Origin of the sequence: Pseudoalteromonas sp. T1lg22, assembly GCF_002964645.1 — a bacterium.
Taxonomy (GTDB): Bacteria; Pseudomonadota; Gammaproteobacteria; order Enterobacterales; family Alteromonadaceae; genus Pseudoalteromonas.
The window spans coordinates 562,537-587,430 of the sequence record NZ_PQBY01000006.1 but is presented as its reverse complement, the minus strand read 5'-3'; the positions used below and the strand labels follow the sequence as shown (position 1 = coordinate 587,430).

The window sequence follows — 24,894 nt, the reverse complement described above, 5'->3', positions numbered from 1 at the left end:
AGGTCTGTAACTATTTGGTATTAATTATTATTGTTTTAACTATTACTCTCTTAACATAGATAGGGTAATGTTAAAAAGACTAAACTTTAGCATGATAGGCTAAAGTTAATGAGATTACAAAAAGGGCAAGGATTTAACTGATTGAAAAATAAGTATAAAAAGTTGGCCTGAATATTGTAATTGGTTATGGTAATTAAAGAATTGTAATTGACTAACGAGGCTTATATGTCAGGACAAGGTTCAGGTGGTAATGTAATCGCCGCTCTATGTAACGTATTCTTCCCGGGACTGGGGCAATTGGTACAGGGGCGTATTCTTGCGGCCTTATTATTTGCCATCTTCTTCTTCGGTGGCGCCGCTTTATGGTGGCTGATAGTGCCCGGCATTATTGCCGCAATCGTCTATGTTTGGGCCATTATCGACGCCGCCAAATATCGTTCTTACGATTGAATCGGAAAAAAGCGTGCTTAAGGCACGCTTTTTTTGTGTCTTTTTATATCAGGGTGAGCCAAAAGAAGAAACTGACAACACTTAGCAAGGTGCTTAACACCACTGCGCTAGCCAATACTTCGCTGCGGGTATCAAGTTGTTTGGCAACTAAATAGGCATTTACACCCAAGGGTGAAGCACTGAGCAGCACTACAAGTAGCAGTTGTTGCTGTGGCAAGGCAAAGACCTGGCTGGCAAATAACCATACCAGGGCGGGTAGCAAGAATAGCTTGCTGGCAGACAGGCCTAAAGCCAGATGCAGCCCGGGGCGAATTTGGTAATGATGTAAATTGGCGCCTAATACAAACAGGGCTCCGGCTATGGCCGGCTCAGCCAGTAGCGCTAAACCATTTTCCATTGGCTCGGGCAGGGCCAAACCGCTAAGGTTGAACAGCAAACCTAAAGTAATGGCCAAGATCACCGGGTTTAACAGCAGCTGGCGCACCGTGGTGAGCCAGCTTACCCTTTGCGAGCGACCCGAAAATGCATAGGTGAGTAAAAATAGCAGGGCACTGTGGAAGGTGATCAGCACAAAAACCGTGGCCGCTATGTCTTTGCCAAGCGCCTGAATGGCAATGGGCAGGCCGATTAAGACAGTGTTGGAATAGCTGGCACCCAGTGCCAATACCGCTCCCTGTGACCAATCGCCACTATAGTATCTATACAAGATCAGCATCAGGCTAAACATCAGCACCACCGGAATATAAAAACTCAGCATCAGCTCCAGGCTAACCACGCTGCCCAGTTGGGCCTGCGCCATATTAATAAACAGAAATAACGGAATACTGATGTAAAAGGTAAAACGACTGATCCCCGAGAGCTGTTCACCATTTAGAAAGCGTAGCTTGGCACAGGCAAAGCCGACGCCGGCGATAAATATCAGTGGGAAAATAATGGCAAAGGTATCGAACATGGTCATTTTTGGTGGCGGTACATAGGGGGGATTTTATCATGCTCCTAGGCTCGGCGGAGCAACTAATTCCCTAGGCAGTAAGCTATGCTTGTTGGTATGATGCGCGCCTTATTTGCAAGGGCAAAAATACCATGGAATATCAGCTATATTCTGATCCCTTATGGGGTAAGCGTGTAAAGCTAAGTGATGAGCACCGCTTAGTCGCGCGCTGGTTTAACGATGAGTTATATGACAATGATGAGCTGTTGCAGCGTTTTCGGCAGGCGCTAAACCAGGATTCGCCAAGAAGTTCGGTCAATGGCTCGCAAGAACTGGTAATTCAAGGCAAAGAAATGCGGGTGGTGATAGCCCATGGCGAGGTGCTCTTTGAAAGTCACGGCTTGCATCACGATGAGGATGACCTTGACGCCTATGCCGCGGATGAGCTAGTGCTGGATGAATCTGAATTAGTTGCCGCCTGTGGCGTTGAAGACCTGCTCGCCCTTATGCAGGCGTGGCAGGGATTTCGCTAGCGCCGCTGCAATTAGCGCCGCTGAGCTTGGCCATGCACTTGCTCGTGCCGTTTAGAGATGGCACGTTTCAAATGGCCTTATCATCAAGATGTACTGATATTTCGTTCTTTTAACTTACGCGTCAAGGTGTTGCGTCCCCAACCAATACGCAATGCTGCTTCTTGTTTATGGCCGCCACAACTGGCCAGGGCGGATTTGATCAGCCGCGTTTCCAGCTGTGCCTGAATATCGGGCCAGACATTGTCCTTACCCTGTTTAAACTCGTTATTGAGCCACTGCTGGAATAGATCGAGCCAGTCAGAATCTGCTTCTTGTTCTATGCTGGCACTGAGCTCGGGCGGCAGATCTTCTGCGCCTATGTATTCCCCCGGCGCCATCACTGTCAACCAGCGACAGGTATTTTCCAGTTGCCTGACATTGCCCGGCCAATTGAACAGCTTCATTTGCTCACAGGCCTGTGGGCTTAAGGTCTTACTGGGCACCTTTAATTCTTGGGCGCTTTTATTAAGGAAGTACTCGGCTAACTGCTCTATGTCTTCGGTGCGCTCACGCAGAGGTGGCAGCTTTAAGCGCACCACATTTAAACGGTGGAATAAATCTTCGCGGAATTTGCCCTGTTGTGCCAGGCGCTCTAAATCCTGGTGGGTGGCGGCGATAATACGCACATCCACCTTGAGGCTTTGGTGACCGCCAACACGATAAAATTCACCGTCGGCCAGCACCCGTAATAAGCGGGTTTGTACATCCAGGGGCATATCGCCGATTTCATCGAGGAACAGGGTGCCGCCATTGGCTTGCTCAAAGCGACCCTTGCGCACGCTGTCGGCGCCGGTGAAAGCGCCTTTTTCATGGCCAAAGAGCTCAGACTCCACCAAGTCCTTGGGAATGGCAGCCATGTTCAGGGCGATAAAGGGGTTATCCTTACGTGGGCTATGTTGGTGCAGGGCGCTGGCGACCAGCTCTTTACCCGTACCAGACTCACCATTGATCAATACGCTCATGCTTGAGGCGCTAAGCTTACCTATGGCACGAAACACCTCCTGCATGGCCGGTGCTTCGCCGATAATCACAGAGCGTTTTTGCTCCTTGGTGACTTTTTTGGCCTTTTTTTGCGTGTGGGCACGTACGGCGCGATCAACCACGCTCACCGCTTCTTCTAAATCAAAGGGTTTGGCCAGGTATTCAAAGGCTCCTTTTTGAAAGGCCTGTACCGCCGAGTCCAGATCCGAATGGGCGGTCATGATGATTACCGGCAGATTGGGATTTTCTTCGCTGATCTGCTCTAACAAGGCCATGCCGTCCATTCCGGGCATGCGCACATCCGAGAGTAAGACCGCCGGTTGTGAAAAGGTCAGGGCGGTTAACACATCTTGGGCGTTATCAAAACTTTCTACATCATAACCGCTGCGCGTCAGCGCCTTTTGCAGCACAAAGCGAATCGATGCGTCATCATCTACCAACCAAACAGATTTCATCATAGCCCTCTTAGCCGCTTACAGTGGCAAATACAGTGTAAACTCAGTATGGCCCGGCCAGCTGTCGCACTCGATAAAGCCTTGATGCTGATCGATCAAGGTTTGTGCGATCGACAACCCTAGTCCCGAACCACCTTCTTTATTGGTGATCATGGGATAAAACAGGGTTTCCTTTACCTCCGGCGCTATGCCTGGGCCATTATCACAAATTTTGATCTGCAGGGCTTTTTTGAGTGTCGTATCGTAGCGGCGCACATGATAGCGTACCCGGGTTGATACTTTAATTTCGCCTCCTGCACTGAGCGCCTGCATGGCATTGCGCACTATGTTAAGGAGGACCTGCTGGATTTTATCGCCATCGACCACAACATCCGGAATACTCGGGTCATAGTCTTTAATCAGGTCGATATTTTTATTGTTATCCAGCATGCAGAGCTTTAATACATTCTCCAGGGTTTGATGGATATTGGTCGCCTGTTTTTGTAAGCGCTGGTTTGGCCCCAGCAGCCTGTCGACCAATTGCCTTAATCTATCCGCCTCGTGAATAATTAGCTGTGCACACTCATCGCGTTCCTGCTGATCAACCTCATACTGCAATAATTGCGCCGCTCCGCGAATTCCACCGAGTGGATTTTTAATTTCGTGCGCTAAATTACGGATCAGGGTTCTAGCCGCTTGGTGTTGATGCATTTGGTTGGAGGCTTGATCGAGGCGGATTTCTTCATCCGTTTGGCGGATTTCAAGCAGTAAAAATACCTCACCCTGGTAGTTGATGCGGCGGCTATTAAGTGCCAGGTTGGCATGGCGGGTATCTACGAACACCACGTCAGCCCTGTGCTGGTGGCAATCCACTCCTTGCTTGAGGGTGTAGTTGGCGATGCGCTCAAGCTCTACCGAGTGATAGTTAAATAGGGATTCGAAGGGCTGGCCTTGAATGCGTTTTAAGCCTTGTCCAAGCAGCTCGGTGCAACTGGTGTTGGCGTAAACCAGATTAAAATTTTTATCTAAAATAAGTATGGCAGTGTGCAGGTTTTCCCACATCTGCTGGAAGAAATCGCCGTGAAGTTTCATCTTTAGTAATAAGGTGCACCAGTATGGTGCAACTATCTTAGCAGGTTTATTAGGCTGTGCGCAGCCATTTCCTTAGCTGCATTGCAATTAAGGGCCGGTGATCATCGAGCGGCGATGCATAAAGAAGGTGATGGCCTTGGAGCTGGCCAATACTTCGCCCTCGCTATTGAGTAGTTTTAAAACCAGGCTGTGCTCGCCGCGATCAATATCGCGCAGGGCAAACAGGCTGGAGCTTTGTGGTTCGCCATAGGCTTGGCCGTCCATAAACAGCTGTACGCTATGTCCTTGTAAAAATCTTGGTTTCACCTGCCCACTGATATGCACTGAGCCGGTGTTGTCGCGAATGGTTTCTTCTTGCGTCGGTGAGGTGATAGTTATGCTAAATTTGACTTGCTCCAGTTCATCATCGACTTCATCGAGAACACTGGTGTCGATGCTTGGCATATTCATTACCGGGGCGTTAAGGGTGACTTTTTCTGCTCCCTTGCGCGGGGTGTCAGAAAATACCAATACGCCATTCTCATCCTTGTACACGTAGATGTCTTTGCTCGGTGCGGCCCATGCTGTACTAAAAATAGTTAGCAGCACGACCATACTTAAAATATACAGCCTTGTGTTCACGTGAAATCCTATTTATGGTTGTTATTCTTATAGTTAGCAAAATAAGCCAAGTTACTGGCTAGGTATTAACTTTAGTCCAAAGGTTGTATTTTTTCCATAAAAAAAGCCCGCAGAGCAGGCTTTGAGAACACACATGATATAACTAAATTGTCATTATCTGTTTTATACGCTGTAGTACATTTCGAACTCAACTGGGTGAGTTGTCATGTTTAGCTTTTCAACTTCTTTGGCCTTCAGCGCGATATAAGCGTCGATTAGGTCATTAGTGAATACGCCACCTTGAGTTAAGAACTCACGGTCTGCATCAAGACAAGCTAGGGCTTCGTCTAGTGAAGAGGCAACAGTTGGGATTTCAGCCGCTTCTTCCGCAGGTAGGTCGTATAGATCCTTGTCCATGGCATCGCCAGGGTGGATCTTGTTCTTAATGCCGTCAAGACCAGCCATAAGCTGAGCTGCAAACGCCAGGTATGGGTTAGCCGCAGGGTCAGGGAAGCGTACTTCGATACGACGACCTTTCTCTGAAGGAACCACTGGAATACGGATTGATGCAGAGCGGTTACGTGCCGAGTAAGCAAGCATTACCGGTGCTTCGAAGCCAGGAACTAGACGCTTGTAAGAGTTAGTTGCCGGGTTGGTGAAGGCATTGATCGCTTTAGCGTGCTTGATGATACCACCGATGTAGTAAAGCGCGTCTTCTGAAAGACCGCCGTACTTGTCACCAGCGAAAAGGTTCTTGCCATCTTTAGCTAGTGATTGGTGACAGTGCATACCTGAGCCGTTGTCGCCAACTAGAGGCTTAGGCATAAAGGTAGCCGTTTTACCATAAAGGTGAGCCATGTTGTGGATAACATACTTCATCTCTTGGATTTCATCGGCTTTGGTAACCATGGTATTAAAGCGAGTGGCAATCTCGTTTTGACCGGCAGTGGCTACTTCGTGGTGGTGTGCTTCTACTACATGGCCTAGCTCTTCTAGTACCAAGCAGGTTGCACTACGCCAATCCTGTGATGAATCAACAGGCGCAACCGGGAAGTAACCGCCTTTTACGCCAGGACGGTGGCCAGTGTTACCGCCTTCATAGTCGCGGTCTGAGTTCCAAGACGCTTCTTCGGCATCGATCTTGTACATAGAACCAGACATATCGGTTTTGTACTTAACATCGTCAAATAGGAAGAACTCAGGCTCTGGACCGAATAGAACTGTGTCGGCGATACCAGTAGAGCGCATGTACTCTTCGGCGCGCTTAGCAACAGAGCGAGGATCACGCTCATAACCTTGTAGTGTTGAAGGTTCAACTACGTCACAACGTACAATCAGTGTGGTTTCTTCAGCAAACGGGTCAAGCTTGGCGCTGTTTACGTCTGGTAGAAGTACCATGTCAGATTCATTAATGCCTTTCCAACCAGCGATTGAAGAACCATCGAACATCTTACCTTCTTCGAAGAAGTCTTCGTTTGCTTGGTGATGTGGGATAGAAAGGTGCTGCTCTTTACCCTTGGTATCGGTAAAGCGTAAATCTACGAACTTAACGTCATTTTCTTTAATAAAAGTTAAAACCGTATGTGACATGTGTCCTCCAACTAGGAATATTTTGTGTGCTGCATGTTACTGCAATTGTGCACTCATAAGCTTAAATCGTGCCAACTATTTAACTGTATGTTTGTAAAGGGTTTTAATTAAACTTGTTATTTCAATAAAGCTATTACGCACCCTTTTGGTGCGCATTTGCCTTGCTTTGGTGCATTTGTTTTGCCCTTTTTTAAGCCATGGTTTACGGCTCACTCAAGGCTTGCTTTAGATTAAAGCGCTTACCTTGTGCAAGGTGCAATAGGTTAGCTGAAAAATACCTGCTAAGATTTTTCTGTGGTTGATTTTTATCCATACTAACGGTGCGTTATGACAATTAGGTCACAGTCACAGAAAAATAATGTTGGATAAACTTTCATCTAGTGACGTTATAAGGGATAATACGCGCCCTTTTAAACCCAACGCAGGTAGTTGTTTGCCGAGCGTGGATCCTCTAGGAACAATGAGGCTTGCCTCTTAAGTAGATATATGAGCATCGAAAAGTTAAGAAATATCGCGATCATCGCGCACGTTGACCATGGTAAAACGACTCTGGTTGATAAATTGCTTGAGCAATCGGGCACACTGCAAACTCGCGGTGGTAACGAAGAGCGAGTGATGGATTCTAACGACATTGAAAAAGAGCGTGGAATTACCATCTTAGCTAAAAATACGGCAATCAACTGGAACGATTACCACATCAACATCGTAGATACTCCAGGACACGCCGACTTCGGTGGTGAAGTAGAGCGCGTTCTATCGATGGCTGATTCAGTACTTCTTCTTGTAGATGCTCAAGAAGGTCCTATGCCGCAAACGCGTTTCGTTACGCAGAAAGCGTTCGCACAGGGTTTGAAGCCAATCGTTGTTATCAACAAAATCGACAAGCCAGGTGCTCGTCCTGATTGGGTTATGGACCAAGTATTCGATCTATTCGATAACCTGGGTGCAACTGACGAACAGCTAGACTTCAAAGTAATCTACGCGTCAGCTATCAACGGTTGGGCAACATTAGATTTAGATGAGCCTTCAGACAACATGGAACCTATGTTCCAAGCGATCGTTAACGAAGTTGAAGCGCCGGATGCTGATCCTGAAGGTCCATTGCAGATGCAGATCTCTCAGCTTGATTACAACTCATACGTAGGCGTAATCGGTGTTGGTCGTATCAAGCGCGGTACCGTTAAAGTGAACCAGCAAGTCACTGTTATCGGTGCTGACGGTAAAACACGCAACGGTAAAGTTGGCCAGGTATTGACTTACTTGGGTCTAGATCGTCACGAAGCGCAAGAAGCAACTGCGGGCGATATCATAGCTATCACGGGTCTTGGTGAGCTGAAAATCTCAGACACTATCTGTGACGTAAACAATGTTGAAGCGCTTCCTCCGTTAAGCGTTGACGAGCCAACAGTAACCATGACCTTCTCTGTAAACACTTCACCGTTTGCTGGCCAAGAAGGTAAATACGTGACTTCACGTAATATCCGCGAGCGTCTTGACGCTGAGCTTGTTCACAACGTAGCACTGCGTGTAGAAGACACTGACAACCCTGATAGCTTCCGTGTATCAGGTCGTGGTGAACTTCACTTAGGCGTATTGATTGAAAATATGCGTCGTGAAGGTTACGAGCTTGCAGTTTCACGTCCTGAAGTAATCCTTCGCGAAGTGGATGGTGTTCTTGAAGAACCGTATGAAACAGTAACAATCGACTGTGAAGACGAGCACCAAGGCTCAATCATGGAACAACTTGGTCTGCGTAAAGCGGAAATGACCGACATGTCTCCAGATGGTAAAGGCCGTATTCGTATGGACTTTATAGTTCCTAGCCGTGGTCTAATCGGTTTCCAAACTGACTTTATGACGTTGACGTCTGGTTCAGGTCTGATGTATCACACATTCGATCACTACGGTCCTCATAAAGGCGGTAAGATTGGTCAACGTAAAAACGGTGTATTGATTGCTAACGCGCAAGGTAAAGCGTTAACTAACGCCCTATTCAACCTACAAGAGCGCGGTAAACTATTTATCGGTCATGGTGTTGAAGTGTATGAAGGTATGGTTATCGGTATTCACAGCCGTGACAATGACCTAACTGTTAACGCCCTTAAAGGTAAGCAGTTAACCAACGTTCGTGCATCAGGTACTGACGAAGCACAAACACTTGTGCCGCCTATCAAGATGACGCTAGAGCAAGCGCTTGAGTTCATCGATGATGACGAATTAGTGGAAGTAACGCCTGAAAGCATTCGTATTCGTAAGCGTTTCCTAACGGAAAACGAACGTAAGCGCGCTTCACGCGAAAGCAAAAAAAGCTAATTACAGTTCATGATGAAAAGCCCGCACATTGCTGCGGGCTTTTTTGTGCGCCTTGAAAAGTTGTCGCCGCAAATGTCAGTTAATTTCTAGATGCTTGTGTAGCCCATTGAATATTCTTGAGTATTCATCACTATTCATGTTCTTATTCTTTAAGGAATTAGAAAGACTTGAGCTGACTATTAACATGGAGAGCAGCAATGAGTTTAGGAACTGCAATAAAAAATTTGCGTCAGCAGTATCAATTAAGCCAGCCCGAGCTGGCGGTCAAGGTAGGCATTGAGCAAAGCTATTTATCCAAAATTGAAAATGATAAATCGACCCCTTCTCAAGATATTTTTGAACGCTTATTAAGTGCATTCAATCTTACCTTGGAGCAATTTATGGCGCAGTGGGGTGAAGACATAGACCTCGGGCAGCTGAACCAAATCACGCAAACCAAGCAATATCTGCAACAGCAGCAAAGTGCGATACAGCGCCGCCGAGCACAGATACAGATTTGGGCCATCGCCCTGGTTGCATTAGGTTGCGCACTTTTTTATTGCGCCCACAATGCCTTACTGTTTCCGGAGCGACAAATCGTTTACGAGTCGCAAGGGGTGATAAAAGACTCTGAGCCGGACGATGTTTTTTCAAGATGGCGCCATTTAATACCTGATGAGCAAGACCACGTAGCAGTGGATAAAAAGCGAAAGGAAATGTCTCTGCGAGCCGATAAAACCTATAGATACAGTTTTGATATGCTAGGGATAAAATTTGAAGAGCAGGTTGATGGTGGAAGACGGGTGTTTTTCCATAGTACCGTGATTGAACACCCAAGGACGATAAACGGTGTGCTGACCTTTATCGCTGTGTTTGCTTTTGTCAGCGGCGTGATGCTGGCCGTAACGCCTGTCTTAAATGGGCGAAGGAAAAAGCGTTAGGCAGAGACGGCGTATTGACGCCGTCTTGTTTATGTCATGCTTAACCATCGCGGCCATCCACGCGGGGCTTAAATACCACGGGGGCATAGGCGATGATATAAATCAGGTAGGCAAGGGTCCACAAGAGTGCAGACACCAAGATTAGGCTTTGATACTGGTCACTCACCAGGGGCGCAAACACCCGGATCACAAAGGCGCTAAACAGGGCGATAAAGGCGCTATTGATCACCCAGCCTACCTTGATCATGCGTCCGGTATGACCGAGAGACACCCGAGATATCATAGCCAATATCATTAATCCCATGCCGCCAACGGTAATGGCATGATAGGCCAAAGAAGGGTTGCTTAATACTTCCAGTCTCATCAGCCCCAGCATCAACAGGCCAATACAAATGGCCCAGTAGCTGAGATGCAGCGGCCATACTAAGGCGGTCCCAAAGGTAACCCAGATGCGCCAGCGCCAGGCGCGCACAAAGTTAATCAAGGCCGCAGCGATAAAGGCCATAGCTTGCAGTGCAATACCTTGTTCGCTGTTGACCAGGGTCAGCAAAGCGCACACCAATACCGAGATGATAGCGGCCTTATCCAGCCACAGGAAATTGTCTACTTTTGGAGTTTGTGTGCCATTAGCGGTAAACATGGGGAATACCCGACCACCGATGATTACCATTACCAAGGCCACCATTAACACCATGGTATGGCTGAGGGTAATAAAGTTCAGCGCTACCCACTGAAGCTGGGATAAGTGCATTAACAGGTTAAGAGCCGCCATCACCAGTAACAGGGGCACAAAAAACAGGTTGCGCACTAGCTGAGCCTTGATAATGGGTAAGGCAAAACACAGTGCCGCGGCGGGTAGAAAGGCGATATCCACGGCAATCACTAGGGCGCTGGGGACCCATGAACCGGGCAGGGCCATCAGTATTCGCGCACTTAACCAGAGTAACACCAGGGCTGCCAAGGGCTTGCCCTTAATGCTGGGCACTCCGGTCCAATTCTGCACCGCGGTCAATAAAAAGCCCGACATAATGGCCACGGCAAAGCCAAACAGCATTTCATGGGTATGCCAGAAATAGCCGCCGCCATAAGGTGAAAACGCTAGGTGACCCGTATAGGTAAGGCTCCAGGTGATTATGCTGAGCATGCCAAACAGGGCGCCAAGCCAAAATAGAGGTCGAAACGCTAAGCGCATAAAGGCCCAACCACGGGCCTTTTCATCGGGTTCTGCAATTTGTCCACTGGGTAGTAACACGGCCATGACATCCTCTCTTTGTTATCTCAAAATTTAGATGGTTCGCTTATCTGTAGTAACTGCTTGAGCTCTGAATCCGTGTTCGCATTCACCAAATCGGCCAGGGTGAAATTATCTAAATGGGCAAAAAAGCACTCCATGGCCTGCGCCAAAATCCCCTTAAGCTGGCAGGCGGGAGAGATCACGCAGTGATTATCTGCGCCAAAACACTCTACCAGGGTCGAGTCCTGCTCATGCAGGCGCACCAGTTCGCCTATATTGATTTGCGCCGGATCGCGGCTAAGGCGAATACCGCCATTTTTACCTCGGGTGGCAGTGAGGTAATCCTTATTACTCAGCACCTGCACCACCTTCATCAGGTGGTTTTTGGAGATCTGATACTTATCGGCCACCGCCTGTATGGTGAGTGTCTCGTCCTGATGCAAGGCTGCATAGATCAGGGTGCGCAGCGAATAATCGGTAAAGCGGGTGATATTCATTAACGAAAGACCTTAGCGTCAAAGCGCCTTTGATGATATTTAAACATGTATTTATTTTACATCTTTGCTTGTGATGTGTAAACTTTCTGAAGATTCATTTTGAATGCATGTTATTGAGGTTCCGTTGGAAGCTTATCTGAGTTGGCCCGTCGACCCTATACCCAGGGTTGCAGCTCTTTTATTCGCTAACCGAATTAACTTTGAAAACAAGACCTTATTCACAAGGGTTTAAGGAAGAAAGACGATGAGAGAATATAAAAAACTGTGGTGGACGCTGCTTGGGGTGCTCGCCGTTACTTTCGCCATTCTCGGCTATTTTGGTCGTGAGGTTTATCGTGTTGCGCCGCCTATTGCCGAGCAGTTTGTTAGTCAGGATGGTCAGGTTTACACCTCTAAGGATGCGATTTTAGATGGGCAAACGGCCTGGCAGTCGGTCGGGGGGATGCAACTCGGCTCAATTTGGGGGCATGGTGCCTATCAGGCGCCAGATTGGACCGCCGATTGGCTGCATCGTGAACTCGTCCAGTGGCTGGATATTGCTGCTCAAGAGGCACATGGAGTAAGCTTTGATGACCTGTCTGAAGAGCTACAACAGCCTTTACTCTGGGCACTTAAAAAAGAGTACAGGACCAATACCTATGATCAAAATACGGGTACGGTCACTCTGTCTTCCCGTCGCCTGGCTGCCATTGAGCAAACGGCGGCTTATTACCATGCGCTGTTCGGTAGCGACCCGTTATTACAGCAAACCCGTAAACATTATGCGATGAAAGAAAACACTTTGCCCAGTGCAGAGCGTCGCGAAAAACTCACCGAGTTCTTCTTTTGGACGGCTTGGGCTGCGGCCACAGAGCGCCCCGATGGTTCGTCTACTTATACCAATAACTGGCCTCATGAGCCGCTGATCGATAATGAACCCACTGCGGAAAACTTGGTGTGGTCGATTGTTAGCGTTATCTTGCTGATCGCCGGTGTTGGAGCGCTCGTTTGGGCCTGGTCCTTCCTGCATAAAGATGAAGAAGCACCGACTCCGCCTAAGCAAGACCCCATAGCATCATTTTCCCTAACAGCATCGCAAAAAGCTTTGGGTAAGTATCTATTTCTGGTGGTGTCCTTATTTACTTTCCAGGTCTTACTGGGTGGCTTTACGGCACACTACACGGTCGAAGGGCAGGGCTTTTATGGCATTGAAACATCACAATGGTTCCCATACAGCCTAGTGCGTACATGGCATATTCAAGCAGCACTGTTTTGGATAGCCACCGGGTTTTTGGCTGCCGGCCTTTTCCTCGCTCCCATTATCAATGGTGGGCGAGACCCCAAATACCAAAAGCTGGGGGTAGATATCTTATTCTGGGCCTTAGTGGTCGTTGTCGTTGGCTCATTTGTTGGTAACTACCTGGCTATCGCACAAATTATGCCTGCGCATTTAAACTTCTGGTTAGGGCATCAGGGTTATGAGTTTGTTGATCTGGGTCGCTTATGGCAGATAGGTAAATTTACCGGCATAGTCTTTTGGCTGGTACTGATGTTGCGAGCGATTCTTCCTGTGTTTAAGCAAGAAGGTGATAAAAACCTGTTGGCTTTATTCTGCGCCTCGGTAGTGGCTATTGGCTTATTCTATGGTGCCGGTTTCTTCTATGGTGAACGCACCCATATCTCGGTAATGGAGTACTGGCGCTGGTGGATTGTCCACCTTTGGGTTGAAGGCTTCTTTGAGGTGTTCGCAACTGCGGCATTGGCCTTTATCTTCCACAGCATGGGCTTGGTTTCTAAGCGCTCTGCAACAATAGCTTCTTTGGCGTCTGCATCGCTCTTTATGCTTGGAGGCGTGCCCGGTACATTCCACCACTTGTATTTCTCTGGCACAACCACACCTGTGATGGCGGTTGGTGCAACCTTTAGTGCGCTGGAAGTAGTGCCCTTGATAGTGCTAGGTCATGAGGCGTGGGAGCAGTACAAGCTGAAAGAACGTAGCCCTTGGATGGCAAACGTAAAGTGGCCCTTGATGTTCTTCATTGCCGTGGCATTTTGGAATATGTTGGGCGCGGGCGTGCTGGGCTTTGCCATCAATCCGCCTATTTCCTTGTACTATGTGCAGGGCTTAAACACTACGGCAACGCATGCTCATGCAGCACTATTTGGCGTGTATGGTTTCCTTGCTCTGGGCTTTACCCTGTTGGTACTGCGCTATATCCGCCCAAGCATGCAGTTTGATGAAAAGCTGATGAAAACGTCATTCTGGTGGATGAATACAGGCCTTGCTCTAATGTTGTTTACCAGTTTACTGCCTGTGGGCTTAATTCAATTTTATGCTAGCGCTTCTCAAGGTCTGTGGTATGCCCGCTCAGAGGCATTATTACAAAGCGATGTCTTGGTGGCATTGCGTTGGATCCGTACCATTGGCGATGTGGTATTCATTATTGGTGCCGTTGCGGTTACCTGGCAGGTGGTTAAAGGGGTCTTTGGCCTAGATAAGGATGAAGCCTTGCCTGTGACTGTAGGGGGAGCTTCTGCTGCCTTCGCGGGCGCAGAACTGCAAGAAAGTGAGAAGGATTCATGTTGCGGTGGCTGCGGTCAAACCAGTGAAAGCGCAAGCTAATTAGCCGATAAAAGTAAAAAAGGAGTCGTAAGACTCCTTTTTTTAATACCAATTCAGTTAAGTATGTGAGCACAATATTTAGCCCGCTAGAATGATGAGCTGTTTAAGTGAATTGGTATCAGGCTTAACCCTGGTTCATTTGCTCGATAAAGCGGTTGGAGTCGGCGATAGAGCGATTCATATCGTCGATCAGTACCTTGATATCGCGCTGCAGGTTGGCAAATTCGCCCTTGATGGCGGCAATGGCCTGAGCATTCAGGTTATGCTTCAGATAAAGCACATTGTCTTGCAGCGATTCCAGCACCGGCTGCATTTTTGCTTCGCTGGCACGCATGGAGCGCAGCAACTGGGCGAACTGACGCTCAGTGGCGCGCAGCTTTTTCGTGCTTTCGCGTTTTAAAGATGCACTTTTGTATTCTTCGAGTTCGTCGGCCCATTCCTCAAACAAGGCTTCGGCCACATCTTCAACCTTATCGATATTGGTGCTGACCTCTTCAGCGGCCGCCAAACTTGCCTCATAATCATCGTTCAGTTGCTCATAGGCGTCTTGCAGATCGCCACCGTCAAAGTTTATCAGGGTGCTTAGGCGCTCAAGGGCAGACTGAAACTCTTCTTGAGACTCTTGTTGCGATTCCTTGGTTTCTTCCACTCGGTCGACAAGAATATCGCGCTTGTGTACGCCTACGGATTCCATGGCCGAATAGTAGGCAGATTGGCATGCGCTAAGGGAGAGAAAAGCCGTTGCTAGGGCTATTTTTTTGAGCATTTGAGTGTCCTGTCTCTAAACTTGATACTGTAAATTATGTGGCTGATTGCTATGATAAGCAAAAGATTTTCTTCTTTGAGTTCGTAATGAAGTGGGATAGTGACAAAATAAAAACAACCCTGGCAATTTGGGTTAAAGCTCAGCCGCGCTGGTGGCGCTACTTTTTTACCCGTTGTGGTGAAGACCAGATCGCCGTGAATGCCGGCTACCTGGCTTATGTTACCTTATTATCCCTGGTGCCTTTAATCGCGGTGGGTGTGGCTATTTTTTCCGCCTTTCCCGGCTTTGAAGACATACGTATTAATATCGAAAACTTTATCTTCACTAACATGGTGCCTACCTCTACGGATGTGATCAAAGAGCATATAGGTGCCTTTACCGGTAATGCCAATAAGATGACCGCGGTGGGGATAAGCTTTTTGGCGGTTGTGGCGCTGTTTTTGATTCGCAATATAGATGCCACCTTAAATCGTATCTGGCGCATTAAGAAAAAGCGCCCGGCGATGATTTCCTTCGCCGTTTATTGGATGGTGCTCAGCCTTGGCCCCGTGCTGCTTGGTCTAAGCATAGGCGCGACGTCTTATATAGTGTCTCTGGTGTCCTTTGCCGATGAAGGGATCCCCGGGTTCAGCGGCTTTGTGATTAAGTCGCTGCCTTATGTGATGTCCACCGCGGGCTTTATAATGCTCTATACTCTAGTACCTAACACCCGCGTTCCCTTTAGGGCGGCGATCCCCGGCGCTATTTTTGCGGCGCTGCTGTTTGAGCTGACTAAGAAAGGCTTTGCACTGTATATCAGTCATTTTCCCTCGTACGAACTGATATATGGCGCCTTGGCTACCGTGCCTATTTTGTTTGTCTGGGTTTATCTGTCGTGGATTGTGGTCTTGCTGGGCGCGGAATTTACCGTATGTATTAGTGTGAGTCGGCCACCCATTGACGATATCGTTGCCGAGGAGGTTGCCGCTCGCAAGGAGTGAGCATGGCGTTCAGCTATCCTATAGACGCGCCGCGGCAGGTTTATCATCTTGCCGTGGCTCATGGCCACCAACTCGAAATTGAAGAGCATGGTAATCGCGACGGCTTTCCTGTGCTTGTCTGCCATGATGGCCCCGGTGCAGGCCTTAATCGCGCTCCTTGTGCCTATTTTAATCCCCGTCATTATCGTATCTTTCTCTACAGCCAGCGCGGCTGTGGTAACTCCACCCCGCATACCTGCGAGCACAACAATCTCGATTTATTGATTGCCGATCTGGAGCTGATACGTGAGCATTTCGGTTTAAGCCGTGTAATTCTTGCCGGTGAAGGTTTTGGCGCCATGTTGGCGCTGAGCTATGCCTTAGCGCATCCTCAGCAGGTGTCCGCGTTATTGTTATGGGCGAGCTTATTAGGTACCCGCGAGGATTGTGCATGGAGCTTGGGCTCATCTGGGGCGGCGGCACAATTTTATCCGCAGCAGTATCACCTCTTTAATCCAAAACTGCTTGCCCCGGACGAGTTGGTAGATGACTACTATCAACGCCTTTTCGATGCCAATGAGCTGGTTCAAATAGAAGCCGCCAAAGCTTGGGGAGCCTGGCAGCAGCAATTGGGGCGGCAAACCATGGAGCATGATAATCATCTGCAGCTGACAAAATTGCATCTGCACTATCGGGTGAACCGCTTTTTCTTAGCGGAAGAGCAGCTGCTGAAAGGGGCTTACAGCCTCAACAAGATGCCAACTTATATGGTTCATGGCCGTTATGATTTACGCTGCTCCTTTGCCCAGGCACAGCGTTTGGCAAATGCGCTTCAGGCCCAATTGCAGATAGTCGCCGAGCTTGGTTGCACTCTCGAAAATGAGGTATATTGTCAGGCTCTATGTCGGGCGACCGACCATTTGTATCTGCAGTTAAAGAGGTCTTAGTGCAAGGATTAATTCAGCGTGTAAGTGGCGCCAAAGTGGAAGTGGAAGGCAAGCTAGTCGGGGAAATAGGCCAGGGCATTTTATTGTTGCTTGGGGTAGAGAAAGCCGATGACGAAGCCCAGGCGGATAAGTTGCTGCACAAGGTCAGCAATTACCGGATTTTCACCGATGAGCAGGGCAAGATGAACCTCAGCCTTAAGGATATAGGCGGCCAGCTTATGGTAGTGTCGCAATTTACCCTGGCAGCGGATACGAAAAAGGGCATGCGCCCGAGTTTTTCCAGTGCCGCAACTCCAGATCAGGCTACCCACCTGTATGAATATTTTGTCGCCAAGGCGCAGGAGCAAGGGATCAGCGTAGCCACCGGCCAGTTTGCCGCCGATATGCAGGTGAGTTTAACCAATGATGGTCCGGTCACTTTTAACCTAACGGTTTAGCGACTGATAAAGAGCAAATGATTGGCGTAGCCGGGCACAGTAATAACTTTTGCCGCCTTGCCAAAGGTGGCTGCAAGCAGCTGTTCTAAGCGTGTTAACTGGCTGTGATGATGGGCTAGAAAGTTAATAAAAACATATCCGTGTGGCGCCAATGCTGCACTCAAAAGCTCGTAAAAGCGCTGCTGGAATAAAAACATCGGCGCATCCAGCTCACTAAATAAATCCAAGATCAACCAATCAAAACGACCGCAGCGGTTAAGCGCTTGCTCGGCATCAAGGCAGCAGAGGTTGTCGCTTTGCCCGGCACTAAAAAAGCGTTTATAGCAGTGGATCACCTGGGCATTATGTTCCACCGACACCAGCTCGGCCTCGGGATAGGAATATTGCAGGTAATTACGAATGGCGCCGCCACCAAGGCCCAGCTCCAGCACCCTTTGCGGCTTTTTAAGGGTTTGCCAGTATTGGGCCAGGATATGCAGATGGGGGAGCAGCAATCTTTGTGGTTGATTGGCGACAATGACGGATTGCAGGGTGTGATTGAGCAACAGCCAGCGAAACTCTTGCTGTTGTCGCACCTCAAGGCGGGTGCCCCCTTGGCGATACCAATAAAGTAAATGCCCCAGGTGGGCGCAATTGGTAATAAAGTGCCTGGATGCGGCATCATTGTGTATAAGTGCAGCTTTCATTAGCTCAGCATAGACCCATACTGTTAGCCGTGCATAATCATTTACGCTTGTTTGGCTAGTTGTGCTTTAGTGTTATTTGCCCTAAGCGTTAAATCTTGTAAGGTGGATGGCAAAAAAGTGATTGGAGGAAGTATGTTCCAGGTAACCACCCCACAAAGTAGTGATGATTGGCAGGCGTATTACCAACTGCGCTGGCAGGTTTTACGAGCGCCATGGGATCAGCCTCGTGGCAGTGAGCAGGATGATTTAGAGCAGGAATCAGAACATCGCTTTATTAAAAATAAAGAAGGTGAGGTGCTTGCCGTCGCCCGATTACATTTTAACAATGGCCAGCAGGCTCAGGTGCGCTATATGGCGGTGGCTGAAGAGCACCGAGGCCAGCATTTAGGCAGCCGTTTATTACATGAATTAGAGAAGATTGCCTGGACGCAAAATGCCGATGAGTTGGTGCTCTTTGCCCGCGAGCGAGCACTTGAATTCTATAAGCGTCATGGCTATGAATTAAAAGAAAAAGCGCATCTGGCTTATGGCGATGTGCAGCATTGGCGCATGGTTAAGCAACGCCCTAGCGAGCCCGGTTGGTTCCGTCATCCGGACTGGACTCAGGTGCTGCAAAATACCTGGCGTGAATCCATCCCCATCAGCGATAAGATGGGCATTAAGGTGGAATCCTACACGGATTGGCAGTTCAGTGTGGTGGCCGATCTGGATGCCAATATCAATGTGCACAACACCATGTTTGCCGGTTCTGTGTATTCCATGGCAACCCTGGCTGGATGGGGGGGCACTTATCTTGCCTTGAGAGAGGCAGGTAAAGAGGGCGACATTGTTTTAGCCGATGCCAATATTAAATACCTCAAGCCAATTAAGTCACAGCCCAGAGCGCATGTAGATCAACAGGTATGTGAAGGTTGCTTTGAGCAGCTGGAAAGTGATGGTAAAGCCAGTTATAAGGTACCGGTGAAGATTTATGATGGCGACACCCTGGTTGGCGAGTTTGAAGGGCGCTTTGTTGTTATAGCGAAATAGCCTTTACCTCGTTAACTCGATAATATCGACAAAAAAGCCAGCATAATGCTGGCTTTTTTAATGATAATGGCTGCTTTTTACAGCAAGTCAGTCAACAGGATACCCACGCCAAAGCGTTCGATATCGGCGTTATAGTCGATCATACTCTCGCCATAACCGTTGAAGTATTGGGCATAGCCACGCAGGCGGCCCCAAAGCGGGAAGGACCAATCAAGCTGTAAGGCACCACGGTTGTCCGAGTTTAGGTTATTGCGCAGCATAAAGCTGACCTCGTGGTCTTCAAAGCGGCGCACTCCGCGAAACTCAAAGTAACCCATGTACTTGTGAATATCCGGGTTATCATCGCCCTTGGCTTCCATCGGATCGTCTTTTTCGTCTTCGGGAAGGCGGTACCAGGGCTTGAAGCTAAATACATAGCCGTTTTGTTCCCAGATAAAGTTGGCATAGACGCGGTTCCAGGAGCGCGAGTAAGGCTGGCTGCGGCCGTTAGACTGGTGTGAAATCCCCAAAGCTACGGCAAGCTCATCGCCCCACCAGACGTTTTCTTCATCCAGGTAGTTAATCCAGAAGATTTCCGGCTCATAGTTGGTCTCGCGAAACGGCGAGGAAATATCGTCGTTATAAAACTGCCAGTACGATTGCAGGGTGACGGCGAAATAAACGGCTTGATCCTTGTCGCTAAAATCGTCGAAAACTGGAACTTTAAGCGAAAGCTGGTATTTAATTTCGACGTTATCTAGGTTTTCGCCCTCGTCATTTGTGGAGAGGTTTTCAAGATCAGCACCAAAGGGCTCCTCGTTGGGATGCTTGATATAGGTGACGGGCAAAATATAGTTACGATTGTGCGGGGTTATCACGTTACGGTTTTTTTCCGTCACCTGCTCGCGAGCCTTGCGTTTATCTATGGCGCTGAGTTGTTTGCTTACCTCAAGTGCAGTGCATTTTTCTCGCAACTGGGCGAGAGTTTGCTCGCCATCCCCGGCAATGGCTTCATTGAGAATACATTGCTTAACGATATTGAGTTCTTCTTGCTGGTAACTTTTTTCTTCAGCTTCCGGTTGAGCGGCCCAGAGCTGTGTGCTCGTGGCTAAACCGGCAATAAGATAGCGCCAATCCATAACTTACCTGTTATTTAATTGTATAAGGTACAAGGAATTATACTGTTAGTGCGATACTTTCGCAGCACTTGCGTGAATTTAGGCTGAAAAAATGGGCGGCTAGGCCGCCCATTAGCAGTGAGTACCTCTCACTGACTCTCACGCAATTGGTAGGGTCTGTTTATCTTTGCGGTTTACTTTATGTTCAATCTAAACGCATTCTGATCACGACGCTCGTTATGATGCATAGCATTCTATGTTCATAGCGAGTAACACAGAGCAGGATGCGTTTAGATGAACCCGCAGGGCAGCGCTTGTAGCGCATTTCTACTGTGTTGTTACATGTTCATGTAGAATAACTACACCACACATGTGCCGCCTTGTATAAATACACTACAAACTGCTGCAGAAACAAACAGAAAAGGTCAACAGACCCTATAACTCGAAGGTATTAGTAAAGAATTTGTAGAGTTCGGTGCCCTGATTCACACTGGCCGAGGCAAAGTGCAAAATAGCGATGGCATCCTGGTCGAAACGCAGGGTATGCAGCGGCTCTTCACTTAAATAGCGCTCCATTCGAAGAATGCGGGCAAAGGCATCACCCGCCTTCAGGTGCTCGCCCAATCCTGCCAGATATTCGATCATCCCGCCCATGGGCGCATAATAGGCCACATAGTCTTTCAGATAACAGGCGTGGCGCTGCATGGTTTTAGGCTGATAGGCCGCATCCACAAACACGCCCTGATAATTCAAATAGCTTAGTATGCTTTGTGCATCGTCCAAGGCTTCGGTCAAATCAATGCGCTCCTGTGAGCCCAGCTCCACCGTGTAGGCTTCTACTGGTACTTCGAAGTCGCGGCCCTGACGTTTTAGCTGGGTTTGCAGCTGCCACCAGGGGCAAAATGCCGCTTCATCCATGGCGCCGTCGAATTCATTGGGGATCAAGAGCACGTGCTCAATATTAAAATAACGGGCGCTGGCACGGGCATACTCGGGGCAATACAGGTGCTTGGCGGAAATAGGACCTGTGTGCAGGTCGAGTACTATATCCGCCTGATGCGCTAGGCGTTGTAGATTCAGGGCAATACGCTTACCGGTAGTTAAGGCATGCTGTGGGCCGTTTAAACGCTGCTCCGCTTCCTCAACCAAGGCCGCTTTAAAGGCGTCCCGCAATTCTTGATCGGACAGGCCGTCGCTTTGCTCGGCAAAACGCCTTACCAGCTCGGGATTGTAATGATATAAGCGGTTCCAGTTTACGCCGGTAATGGGGTCGAAACGACCTAGGGTAAATTCGCCCGACTTTTGGTTACAGCCGATGGGGTTGGCATAAGGCACCAGGGTGATATCGCCCCGTAACCCTAAGTTTTTAAGTTGCTCAAGCAGCTGATAAATAACCGCATTTCCCTGTACCTCGGCGCCATGCATATTGGCCTGAATATAGACGCTCTTGCCACTGCCATCGCCTTTTAGGCGGTACACGGGAATGGTCAGGGGTAAACCATTGGCGATTTCACCAACCTGAATATTTTGTTGCTCAATTTTGTTCATGCGACTATCTCAAATAACTACTGGGCGCAGCGCTTTCGCGCAATAGGTGTAAATTGCCGTCGGCTATTACATACTCGGCCGCCAGCGGGTGGCAGAGGAAAAACGGCATACTCTCGGTAAAGCCATAAGCACCAGCCTGAAAAAACACCAGCCAGTCTTGCTCGTTAATATCTTCGGGGAGCATGTGCGTGCCCAAAGAATCCAATGCCGTACATAAGGGACCGTGAATATTGAAGGCCCGGGTCGGCGCTGTACTTGTTCGCAATAGGGCGCAAGGGAAAGCCTGGCCTGCCACAGCAGGGCGCAGTATATGATTGATGCCACCGCTGACAATTAACTGCTGCTCGCCATAGTTCTCCTTTTGCTCGACTACGGGATTGAGGTAATAGCCACATTCGGCCACCGCATAACGACCTAGCTCCATCCATAGTTCCTGCACGCCGCTTTCGCGCTTGATTTGCTCAAGCGCCGTCAGTACATCCTGCCAGGCCAGGGGCTCACTTTCGTCGTCATAGGGCACGCCCAGACCACCGCCTAAGTCCAGCACCTGCATGGCAAAGCCAAGCTGCTCACTTAGGGCCTGAAGTGGCGGCAGCATCTGTTGCCATAGATGTAATAGCTTGTCGGCGCTAAGCATATTGCCCCATTGGAAAATATGCACGCCGATACAGGTCAGTGCCGGATAGTCCGCCAGGTAAAGGCCATGCCACTGTTGCGGGTCGAGACCAAAAGGGGTGAGGGTATCACCGCCCAAGGGGTTTTTTTCACCCGTGGGCCAGCGCAATTGCACCCGCAGTAGCAGTTTAAGCTGTACCTTATGAGTCTGCGCCGCTTGGTTTAGCCAGCGCACCTGATTAAGGCTTTCGGCCACAAAGGTGCGCACGCCAAGGGCGATAAATTCATCGATTTGTCGCTTTGATTTCGCCGGGCCGGTATTCAACACCTGCTCCGGGTTAATTTGTTGTGCCAGTACCTGATGCAATTCGCCACTGCTGGCCACGTCAAACTGAAAGCCCGCCTCGGCCAGGGTGCGTATGATGCGCGATAAAGGGTTGGCTTTAACCGCATACCAGAGCTTGACCACGTCTTGGGCCATCAGCTTATCCAAGTGCTGGCGTAAGGCGTCAAGATCGTAGACAAAGCATGGCTCCATCTGCTCTTGGGCGATGCACTCGAGGTGCGTTTGCAGCTCGGTACCGACAGGAAGCATTAGCGTAATACCTCTTCCAGCGCGAGTGATGCATCGCTTTGCTCATCGCGGTATTTCACGATTAGGGCACAACTCATCGACAGGCCTTGTTCACGCCCCCAGGCGCTTGAGCTTGGACGTGAGCCCGGGATCACTATGGCGTTTTCCGGGATGGGTTCCCCCTTGTTGAGCTGACGCTCATTGACACAGTCGTACACCGGAATGGTGGCACTTAGGCGCACACCTGGCGCCAGTACTGCGCCTTTTTTCACTACTACGCCTTCAACGATAACGCAGCCGGCGCCAATAAAGGCGTCGTCTTCGATCACCACAGGGCTGGCACCGATAGGCTCTAATACGCCACCGAGTTGCACCGCGGCGCTAAGGTGCACATTTTTACCCACCTGAGCACAAGAGCCCACAAGCGCATGGCTGTCGACCATGGTGCCTTCATCGACAAAGGCGCCAATATTGACATAGGCCGGTGGCATTATGATGGTGCCAGGGGCCACATAGGCGCCGCGACGCACCGAGGTACCGCCCGGTACCATGCGAACATTGTCTTCGGCGCTAAAACCGCGCGGTGCCAGGTTGTCTTTATCGACAAAACCGCCAGGGAATTCGGTATTGGTGCCGTTTTTAAAGGCTTCAAGAATGCCTTGCTTAACCTCGATATTGGCCTGCCATTGACCATTTTCGTCTTGTGATGCGGCGCGAACGGCGCCCGTTTCTAAATTATTAAGAAGTTCTAACCAGCTCATGAAAATATTAAACCTGTGTTGAATGCCAAGATGTGATGCTGTCGTGTACGCGTAAAAGTGGTCGTAAATCGCTTAGCTCCGCATGAGTTAACGGGGCGCGCAGAGTTGGCGTATTGATGCGCCCAAGGGCGTGTAACAAGTACTTTGTCGGAATCGGGTTGCTAACATGAAAGAGCGCCGCCACCGCCTCGCGCCAATGCAAAAAGGCATTGTGGCTTTGCCCTTGCAAGCTTAACTGCACAAAACGGTGCGTTGCTTGCGGCCACACGTTGGCAGCAACCGAGACCAAACCGGCGGCGCCGGCCTGAGCGTAATAGGGGATCAGTGCATCGTCGCCGCTGAAAATAGCCAGTTGCGGTGCCGCAAGACGATATTGCTCAAAGCAGTCGATGCTGCCGCTGGCTTCTTTCAATGCCCAGCAGCGCGGGTGATCTTGCAACTTGCCGAGTACCTGCGGGTCCAGGCTGACCGCGGCGCGGCCGGGGACGTTGTAAAGCATGCAGGGGTGTTTGCTGGCATCAAGCAGAGCGCGAAACCATAGCTCTTGTCCTACTGGACCTGGTTTGGCATACAAGGGGGCGCCAAGCAAATAGGCGTCTATCGGGTAGTCATTGCAAAAGGTCAGCCATTGGCGCTGTGCTTCAAGGTTGTAGCCACCTACACCGACCATAATCGGGGTGTTCAGTTCCAGGGCGCAAATGTGTTGCACCACGGCTTGTTGCTCGGCCAGATCTAGGGCAAGGGCTTCGCCTGTGGAGCCCAGGATCAACACGCCATTACCGGCTGCCGCTTGCTCTTGTGCCAGCGCGCTTAGGGCGTCAAAGTCTATACCGCCATCTTCAAGCAGCGGGGTGATCAGTGCTGTCCACAGCACAGTGTGTGATAACGATTGAGTAGTTGTCATCTCATCCGAACTTAGTGCGAGTTCGAGAGCAACAAAGGGAAGTGGTTTCCGCATTCGCCGACTCGAACAGGTTAAATTCGAAGAGCGAATGGGCTTAGACGTAACAAAGCCTGCCGGCCTGTTATGTTAAGACCAGAAGCTCTCCACCAAATATATAGCAATGTGTGCTATTGGTGACAGTCGCTGGGATTCAACCCAAGCGCCCGAGGGAGTATTAAGCAATTTACCTCACCTCTCGGCGTACATCCCCCTCATTATGAGTCGTTGGAGTTTGCTCTCCTCATCATAACTACCTGGATGACGCACCTCTTCTAGCCCTTGCGGCCATCTAAATGGCCGAATCAATAGGGTGCTT

General features: G+C 49.3%; 23 protein-coding genes and 1 riboswitch. Of the genes, 9 read left to right on the top strand and 14 right to left on the bottom strand.

The genetic code is table 11. The features are described from left to right. Nucleotides 1-225: 225 nt before the first annotated feature. Nucleotides 226-450, top strand: a complete 225-nt coding sequence (locus tag C2M24_RS04940; RefSeq protein WP_105199284.1) for a hypothetical protein — start codon at nucleotides 226-228, stop codon at nucleotides 448-450. Between the two features lie 43 nt (nucleotides 451-493). On the opposite strand, the gene C2M24_RS04935 is transcribed toward C2M24_RS04940, so the two are convergent. Further along, the gene (locus C2M24_RS04935) at nucleotides 494-1,408 is read right to left on the bottom strand and encodes an AEC family transporter (protein WP_233999496.1); all 915 of its coding nucleotides are present in this window, start codon (nucleotides 1,406-1,408) and stop codon (nucleotides 494-496) included. Between the two features lie 125 nt (nucleotides 1,409-1,533). Here C2M24_RS04935 and C2M24_RS04930 point away from each other — a divergent pair, with 125 nt between their 5' ends. Next, entirely contained in the window at nucleotides 1,534-1,914 is a 381-nt protein-coding gene (locus C2M24_RS04930) for a YacL family protein (protein WP_105213492.1), read from the top strand. Nucleotides 1,915-1,997: 83 nt separating this feature from the next. Here C2M24_RS04930 and ntrC read toward each other — a convergent pair whose 3' ends face one another. From ntrC to glnA, 4 genes are all read right to left on the bottom strand, one after another. Next, the gene (gene ntrC / locus C2M24_RS04925) at nucleotides 1,998-3,389 is read right to left on the bottom strand and encodes a nitrogen regulation protein NR(I) (protein WP_105213491.1); all 1,392 of its coding nucleotides are present in this window, start codon (nucleotides 3,387-3,389) and stop codon (nucleotides 1,998-2,000) included. An 18-nt stretch (nucleotides 3,390-3,407) separates the two neighbouring features. Further along, entirely contained in the window at nucleotides 3,408-4,460 is a 1,053-nt protein-coding gene (gene glnL, locus C2M24_RS04920; RefSeq protein WP_105199287.1) for a nitrogen regulation protein NR(II), read from the bottom strand. An 87-nt stretch (nucleotides 4,461-4,547) separates the two neighbouring features. Then, on the bottom strand, nucleotides 4,548-5,081 hold the full coding sequence (locus tag C2M24_RS04915) for a DUF4124 domain-containing protein (protein WP_158677991.1): 534 nt from the start codon (nucleotides 5,079-5,081) through the stop codon (nucleotides 4,548-4,550). A 162-nt stretch (nucleotides 5,082-5,243) separates the two neighbouring features. Continuing rightward, nucleotides 5,244-6,650, bottom strand: a complete 1,407-nt coding sequence (glnA, locus tag C2M24_RS04910; protein WP_105213490.1) for a glutamate--ammonia ligase — start codon at nucleotides 6,648-6,650, stop codon at nucleotides 5,244-5,246. 486 nt (nucleotides 6,651-7,136) lie between these two features. Between glnA and typA the strand changes: the two genes are divergently transcribed. Together typA and C2M24_RS04900 are read left to right on the top strand one after the other, a co-directional pair. Then, nucleotides 7,137-8,963 (top strand): translational GTPase TypA, encoded by a 1,827-nt coding sequence (gene typA / locus C2M24_RS04905; protein WP_105199290.1) that lies wholly within the window; start codon nucleotides 7,137-7,139, stop codon nucleotides 8,961-8,963. Nucleotides 8,964-9,160: 197 nt separating this feature from the next. Beyond that, entirely contained in the window at nucleotides 9,161-9,883 is a 723-nt protein-coding gene (locus tag C2M24_RS04900; RefSeq protein WP_105213489.1) for a helix-turn-helix domain-containing protein, read from the top strand. A gap of 40 nt (nucleotides 9,884-9,923) precedes the next feature. Here the strand turns inward: C2M24_RS04900 and C2M24_RS04895 are convergent, their stop codons facing one another. Then, nucleotides 9,924-11,141: an NnrS family protein gene (locus C2M24_RS04895; RefSeq protein WP_199775687.1), complete on the bottom strand. Its 1,218-nt coding sequence runs from the start codon at nucleotides 11,139-11,141 to the stop codon at nucleotides 9,924-9,926. Between the two features lie 20 nt (nucleotides 11,142-11,161). Beyond that, the gene (locus tag C2M24_RS04890) at nucleotides 11,162-11,614 is read right to left on the bottom strand and encodes an Rrf2 family transcriptional regulator (protein ID WP_105213488.1); all 453 of its coding nucleotides are present in this window, start codon (nucleotides 11,612-11,614) and stop codon (nucleotides 11,162-11,164) included. 244 nt (nucleotides 11,615-11,858) lie between these two features. Between C2M24_RS04890 and C2M24_RS04885 the strand changes: the two genes are divergently transcribed. Further along, the gene (locus tag C2M24_RS04885) at nucleotides 11,859-14,216 is read left to right on the top strand and encodes a nitric-oxide reductase large subunit (RefSeq protein ID WP_105213487.1); all 2,358 of its coding nucleotides are present in this window, start codon (nucleotides 11,859-11,861) and stop codon (nucleotides 14,214-14,216) included. 124 nt (nucleotides 14,217-14,340) lie between these two features. Here C2M24_RS04885 and C2M24_RS04880 read toward each other — a convergent pair whose 3' ends face one another. Beyond that, nucleotides 14,341-14,982: a DUF2959 domain-containing protein gene (locus C2M24_RS04880; RefSeq protein WP_105199294.1), complete on the bottom strand. Its 642-nt coding sequence runs from the start codon at nucleotides 14,980-14,982 to the stop codon at nucleotides 14,341-14,343. 86 nt (nucleotides 14,983-15,068) lie between these two features. Here C2M24_RS04880 and C2M24_RS04875 point away from each other — a divergent pair, with 86 nt between their 5' ends. The 3 genes from C2M24_RS04875 to dtd are packed head-to-tail and all read left to right on the top strand — an operon-like array spanning nucleotide 15,069 to nucleotide 17,325. Beyond that, nucleotides 15,069-15,962 carry a virulence factor BrkB family protein gene (locus tag C2M24_RS04875; RefSeq protein ID WP_105199295.1) on the top strand — a complete coding sequence of 298 codons (894 nt, stop codon included), beginning with the start codon at nucleotides 15,069-15,071 and terminating at the stop codon, nucleotides 15,960-15,962. A 2-nt stretch (nucleotides 15,963-15,964) separates the two neighbouring features. Beyond that, nucleotides 15,965-16,888 (top strand): alpha/beta fold hydrolase, encoded by a 924-nt coding sequence (locus C2M24_RS04870; protein ID WP_105213486.1) that lies wholly within the window; start codon nucleotides 15,965-15,967, stop codon nucleotides 16,886-16,888. Continuing rightward, nucleotides 16,888-17,325 (top strand): D-aminoacyl-tRNA deacylase, encoded by a 438-nt coding sequence (gene dtd, locus C2M24_RS04865; RefSeq protein WP_105199297.1) that lies wholly within the window; start codon nucleotides 16,888-16,890, stop codon nucleotides 17,323-17,325. The genes C2M24_RS04870 and dtd overlap by 1 nt, the downstream gene beginning before the upstream one ends. Here the strand turns inward: dtd and C2M24_RS04860 are convergent. Continuing rightward, nucleotides 17,322-18,011, bottom strand: coding sequence for a spermidine synthase (locus tag C2M24_RS04860; RefSeq protein WP_105199298.1), 690 nt, complete (start codon nucleotides 18,009-18,011; stop codon nucleotides 17,322-17,324). The genes dtd and C2M24_RS04860 overlap by 4 nt on opposite strands. 132 nt (nucleotides 18,012-18,143) lie before the next feature. On the opposite strand from C2M24_RS04860, the gene C2M24_RS04855 reads away from it, so the two are divergent. Beyond that, the gene (locus C2M24_RS04855; RefSeq protein WP_105213485.1) at nucleotides 18,144-19,040 is read left to right on the top strand and encodes a bifunctional GNAT family N-acetyltransferase/hotdog fold thioesterase; all 897 of its coding nucleotides are present in this window, start codon (nucleotides 18,144-18,146) and stop codon (nucleotides 19,038-19,040) included. Nucleotides 19,041-19,117: 77 nt separating this feature from the next. On the opposite strand, the gene C2M24_RS04850 is transcribed toward C2M24_RS04855, so the two are convergent. The 5 genes from C2M24_RS04850 to dapA all read right to left on the bottom strand — a co-directional run bounded on the left by C2M24_RS04850 (nucleotide 19,118) and on the right by dapA (nucleotide 24,539). Continuing rightward, a complete protein-coding gene (locus tag C2M24_RS04850) occupies nucleotides 19,118-20,158 on the bottom strand; it encodes a phospholipase A (protein WP_105199300.1) in 1,041 nt (346 codons plus the stop codon). A 414-nt stretch (nucleotides 20,159-20,572) separates the two neighbouring features. Continuing rightward, a complete protein-coding gene (locus tag C2M24_RS04845; RefSeq protein WP_105213484.1) occupies nucleotides 20,573-21,685 on the bottom strand; it encodes a succinylglutamate desuccinylase/aspartoacylase family protein in 1,113 nt (370 codons plus the stop codon). Between the two features lie 4 nt (nucleotides 21,686-21,689). Further along, nucleotides 21,690-22,895, bottom strand: a complete 1,206-nt coding sequence (locus C2M24_RS04840) for a PLP-dependent decarboxylase (protein ID WP_105213483.1) — start codon at nucleotides 22,893-22,895, stop codon at nucleotides 21,690-21,692. Beyond that, nucleotides 22,895-23,635: a 2,3,4,5-tetrahydropyridine-2,6-dicarboxylate N-succinyltransferase gene (locus tag C2M24_RS04835; RefSeq protein WP_105199303.1), complete on the bottom strand. Its 741-nt coding sequence runs from the start codon at nucleotides 23,633-23,635 to the stop codon at nucleotides 22,895-22,897. Before C2M24_RS04835 ends, C2M24_RS04840 begins: the two co-directional genes overlap by 1 nt. A gap of 7 nt (nucleotides 23,636-23,642) precedes the next feature. Beyond that, a complete protein-coding gene (gene dapA / locus C2M24_RS04830; RefSeq protein ID WP_105213482.1) occupies nucleotides 23,643-24,539 on the bottom strand; it encodes a 4-hydroxy-tetrahydrodipicolinate synthase in 897 nt (298 codons plus the stop codon). A 128-nt stretch (nucleotides 24,540-24,667) separates the two neighbouring features. Continuing rightward, a riboswitch (Lysine riboswitch) is annotated at nucleotides 24,668-24,858 on the bottom strand. Nucleotides 24,859-24,894 lie beyond the last annotated feature (36 nt).

Excerpts from the sequence above, each read along its gene's own strand:
- C2M24_RS04940 (WP_105199284.1), top strand. The coding sequence starts at position 226 with ATGTCAGGACAAGGTTCAGGTGGTAATGTAATCGCCGCTCTATGTAAC.
- C2M24_RS04875 (WP_105199295.1), top strand. The coding sequence starts at position 15,069 with ATGAAGTGGGATAGTGACAAAATAAAAACAACCCTGGCAATTTGGGTT.
- C2M24_RS04855 (WP_105213485.1), top strand. The coding sequence starts at position 18,144 with ATGTTCCAGGTAACCACCCCACAAAGTAGTGATGATTGGCAGGCGTAT.
- C2M24_RS04870 (WP_105213486.1), top strand. The coding sequence starts at position 15,965 with ATGGCGTTCAGCTATCCTATAGACGCGCCGCGGCAGGTTTATCATCTT.
- C2M24_RS04890 (WP_105213488.1), bottom strand. The coding sequence starts at position 11,614 with ATGAATATCACCCGCTTTACCGATTATTCGCTGCGCACCCTGATCTAT.
- C2M24_RS04845 (WP_105213484.1), bottom strand. The coding sequence starts at position 21,685 with ATGAACAAAATTGAGCAACAAAATATTCAGGTTGGTGAAATCGCCAAT.
- dapA (WP_105213482.1), bottom strand. The coding sequence starts at position 24,539 with ATGACAACTACTCAATCGTTATCACACACTGTGCTGTGGACAGCACTG.
- C2M24_RS04930 (WP_105213492.1), top strand. The coding sequence starts at position 1,534 with ATGGAATATCAGCTATATTCTGATCCCTTATGGGGTAAGCGTGTAAAG.
- C2M24_RS04895 (WP_199775687.1), bottom strand. The coding sequence starts at position 11,141 with ATGGCCGTGTTACTACCCAGTGGACAAATTGCAGAACCCGATGAAAAG.
- C2M24_RS04900 (WP_105213489.1), top strand. The coding sequence starts at position 9,161 with ATGAGTTTAGGAACTGCAATAAAAAATTTGCGTCAGCAGTATCAATTA.
- ntrC (WP_105213491.1), bottom strand. The coding sequence starts at position 3,389 with ATGAAATCTGTTTGGTTGGTAGATGATGACGCATCGATTCGCTTTGTG.
- C2M24_RS04860 (WP_105199298.1), bottom strand. The coding sequence starts at position 18,011 with ATGAAAGCTGCACTTATACACAATGATGCCGCATCCAGGCACTTTATT.
- C2M24_RS04880 (WP_105199294.1), bottom strand. The coding sequence starts at position 14,982 with ATGCTCAAAAAAATAGCCCTAGCAACGGCTTTTCTCTCCCTTAGCGCA.
- glnL (WP_105199287.1), bottom strand. The coding sequence starts at position 4,460 with ATGAAACTTCACGGCGATTTCTTCCAGCAGATGTGGGAAAACCTGCAC.
- C2M24_RS04935 (WP_233999496.1), bottom strand. The coding sequence starts at position 1,408 with ATGACCATGTTCGATACCTTTGCCATTATTTTCCCACTGATATTTATC.
- typA (WP_105199290.1), top strand. The coding sequence starts at position 7,137 with ATGAGCATCGAAAAGTTAAGAAATATCGCGATCATCGCGCACGTTGAC.
- C2M24_RS04885 (WP_105213487.1), top strand. The coding sequence starts at position 11,859 with ATGAGAGAATATAAAAAACTGTGGTGGACGCTGCTTGGGGTGCTCGCC.
- C2M24_RS04840 (WP_105213483.1), bottom strand. The coding sequence starts at position 22,895 with ATGCTTCCTGTCGGTACCGAGCTGCAAACGCACCTCGAGTGCATCGCC.
- C2M24_RS04850 (WP_105199300.1), bottom strand. The coding sequence starts at position 20,158 with ATGGATTGGCGCTATCTTATTGCCGGTTTAGCCACGAGCACACAGCTC.
- C2M24_RS04835 (WP_105199303.1), bottom strand. The coding sequence starts at position 23,635 with ATGAGCTGGTTAGAACTTCTTAATAATTTAGAAACGGGCGCCGTTCGC.
- glnA (WP_105213490.1), bottom strand. The coding sequence starts at position 6,650 with ATGTCACATACGGTTTTAACTTTTATTAAAGAAAATGACGTTAAGTTC.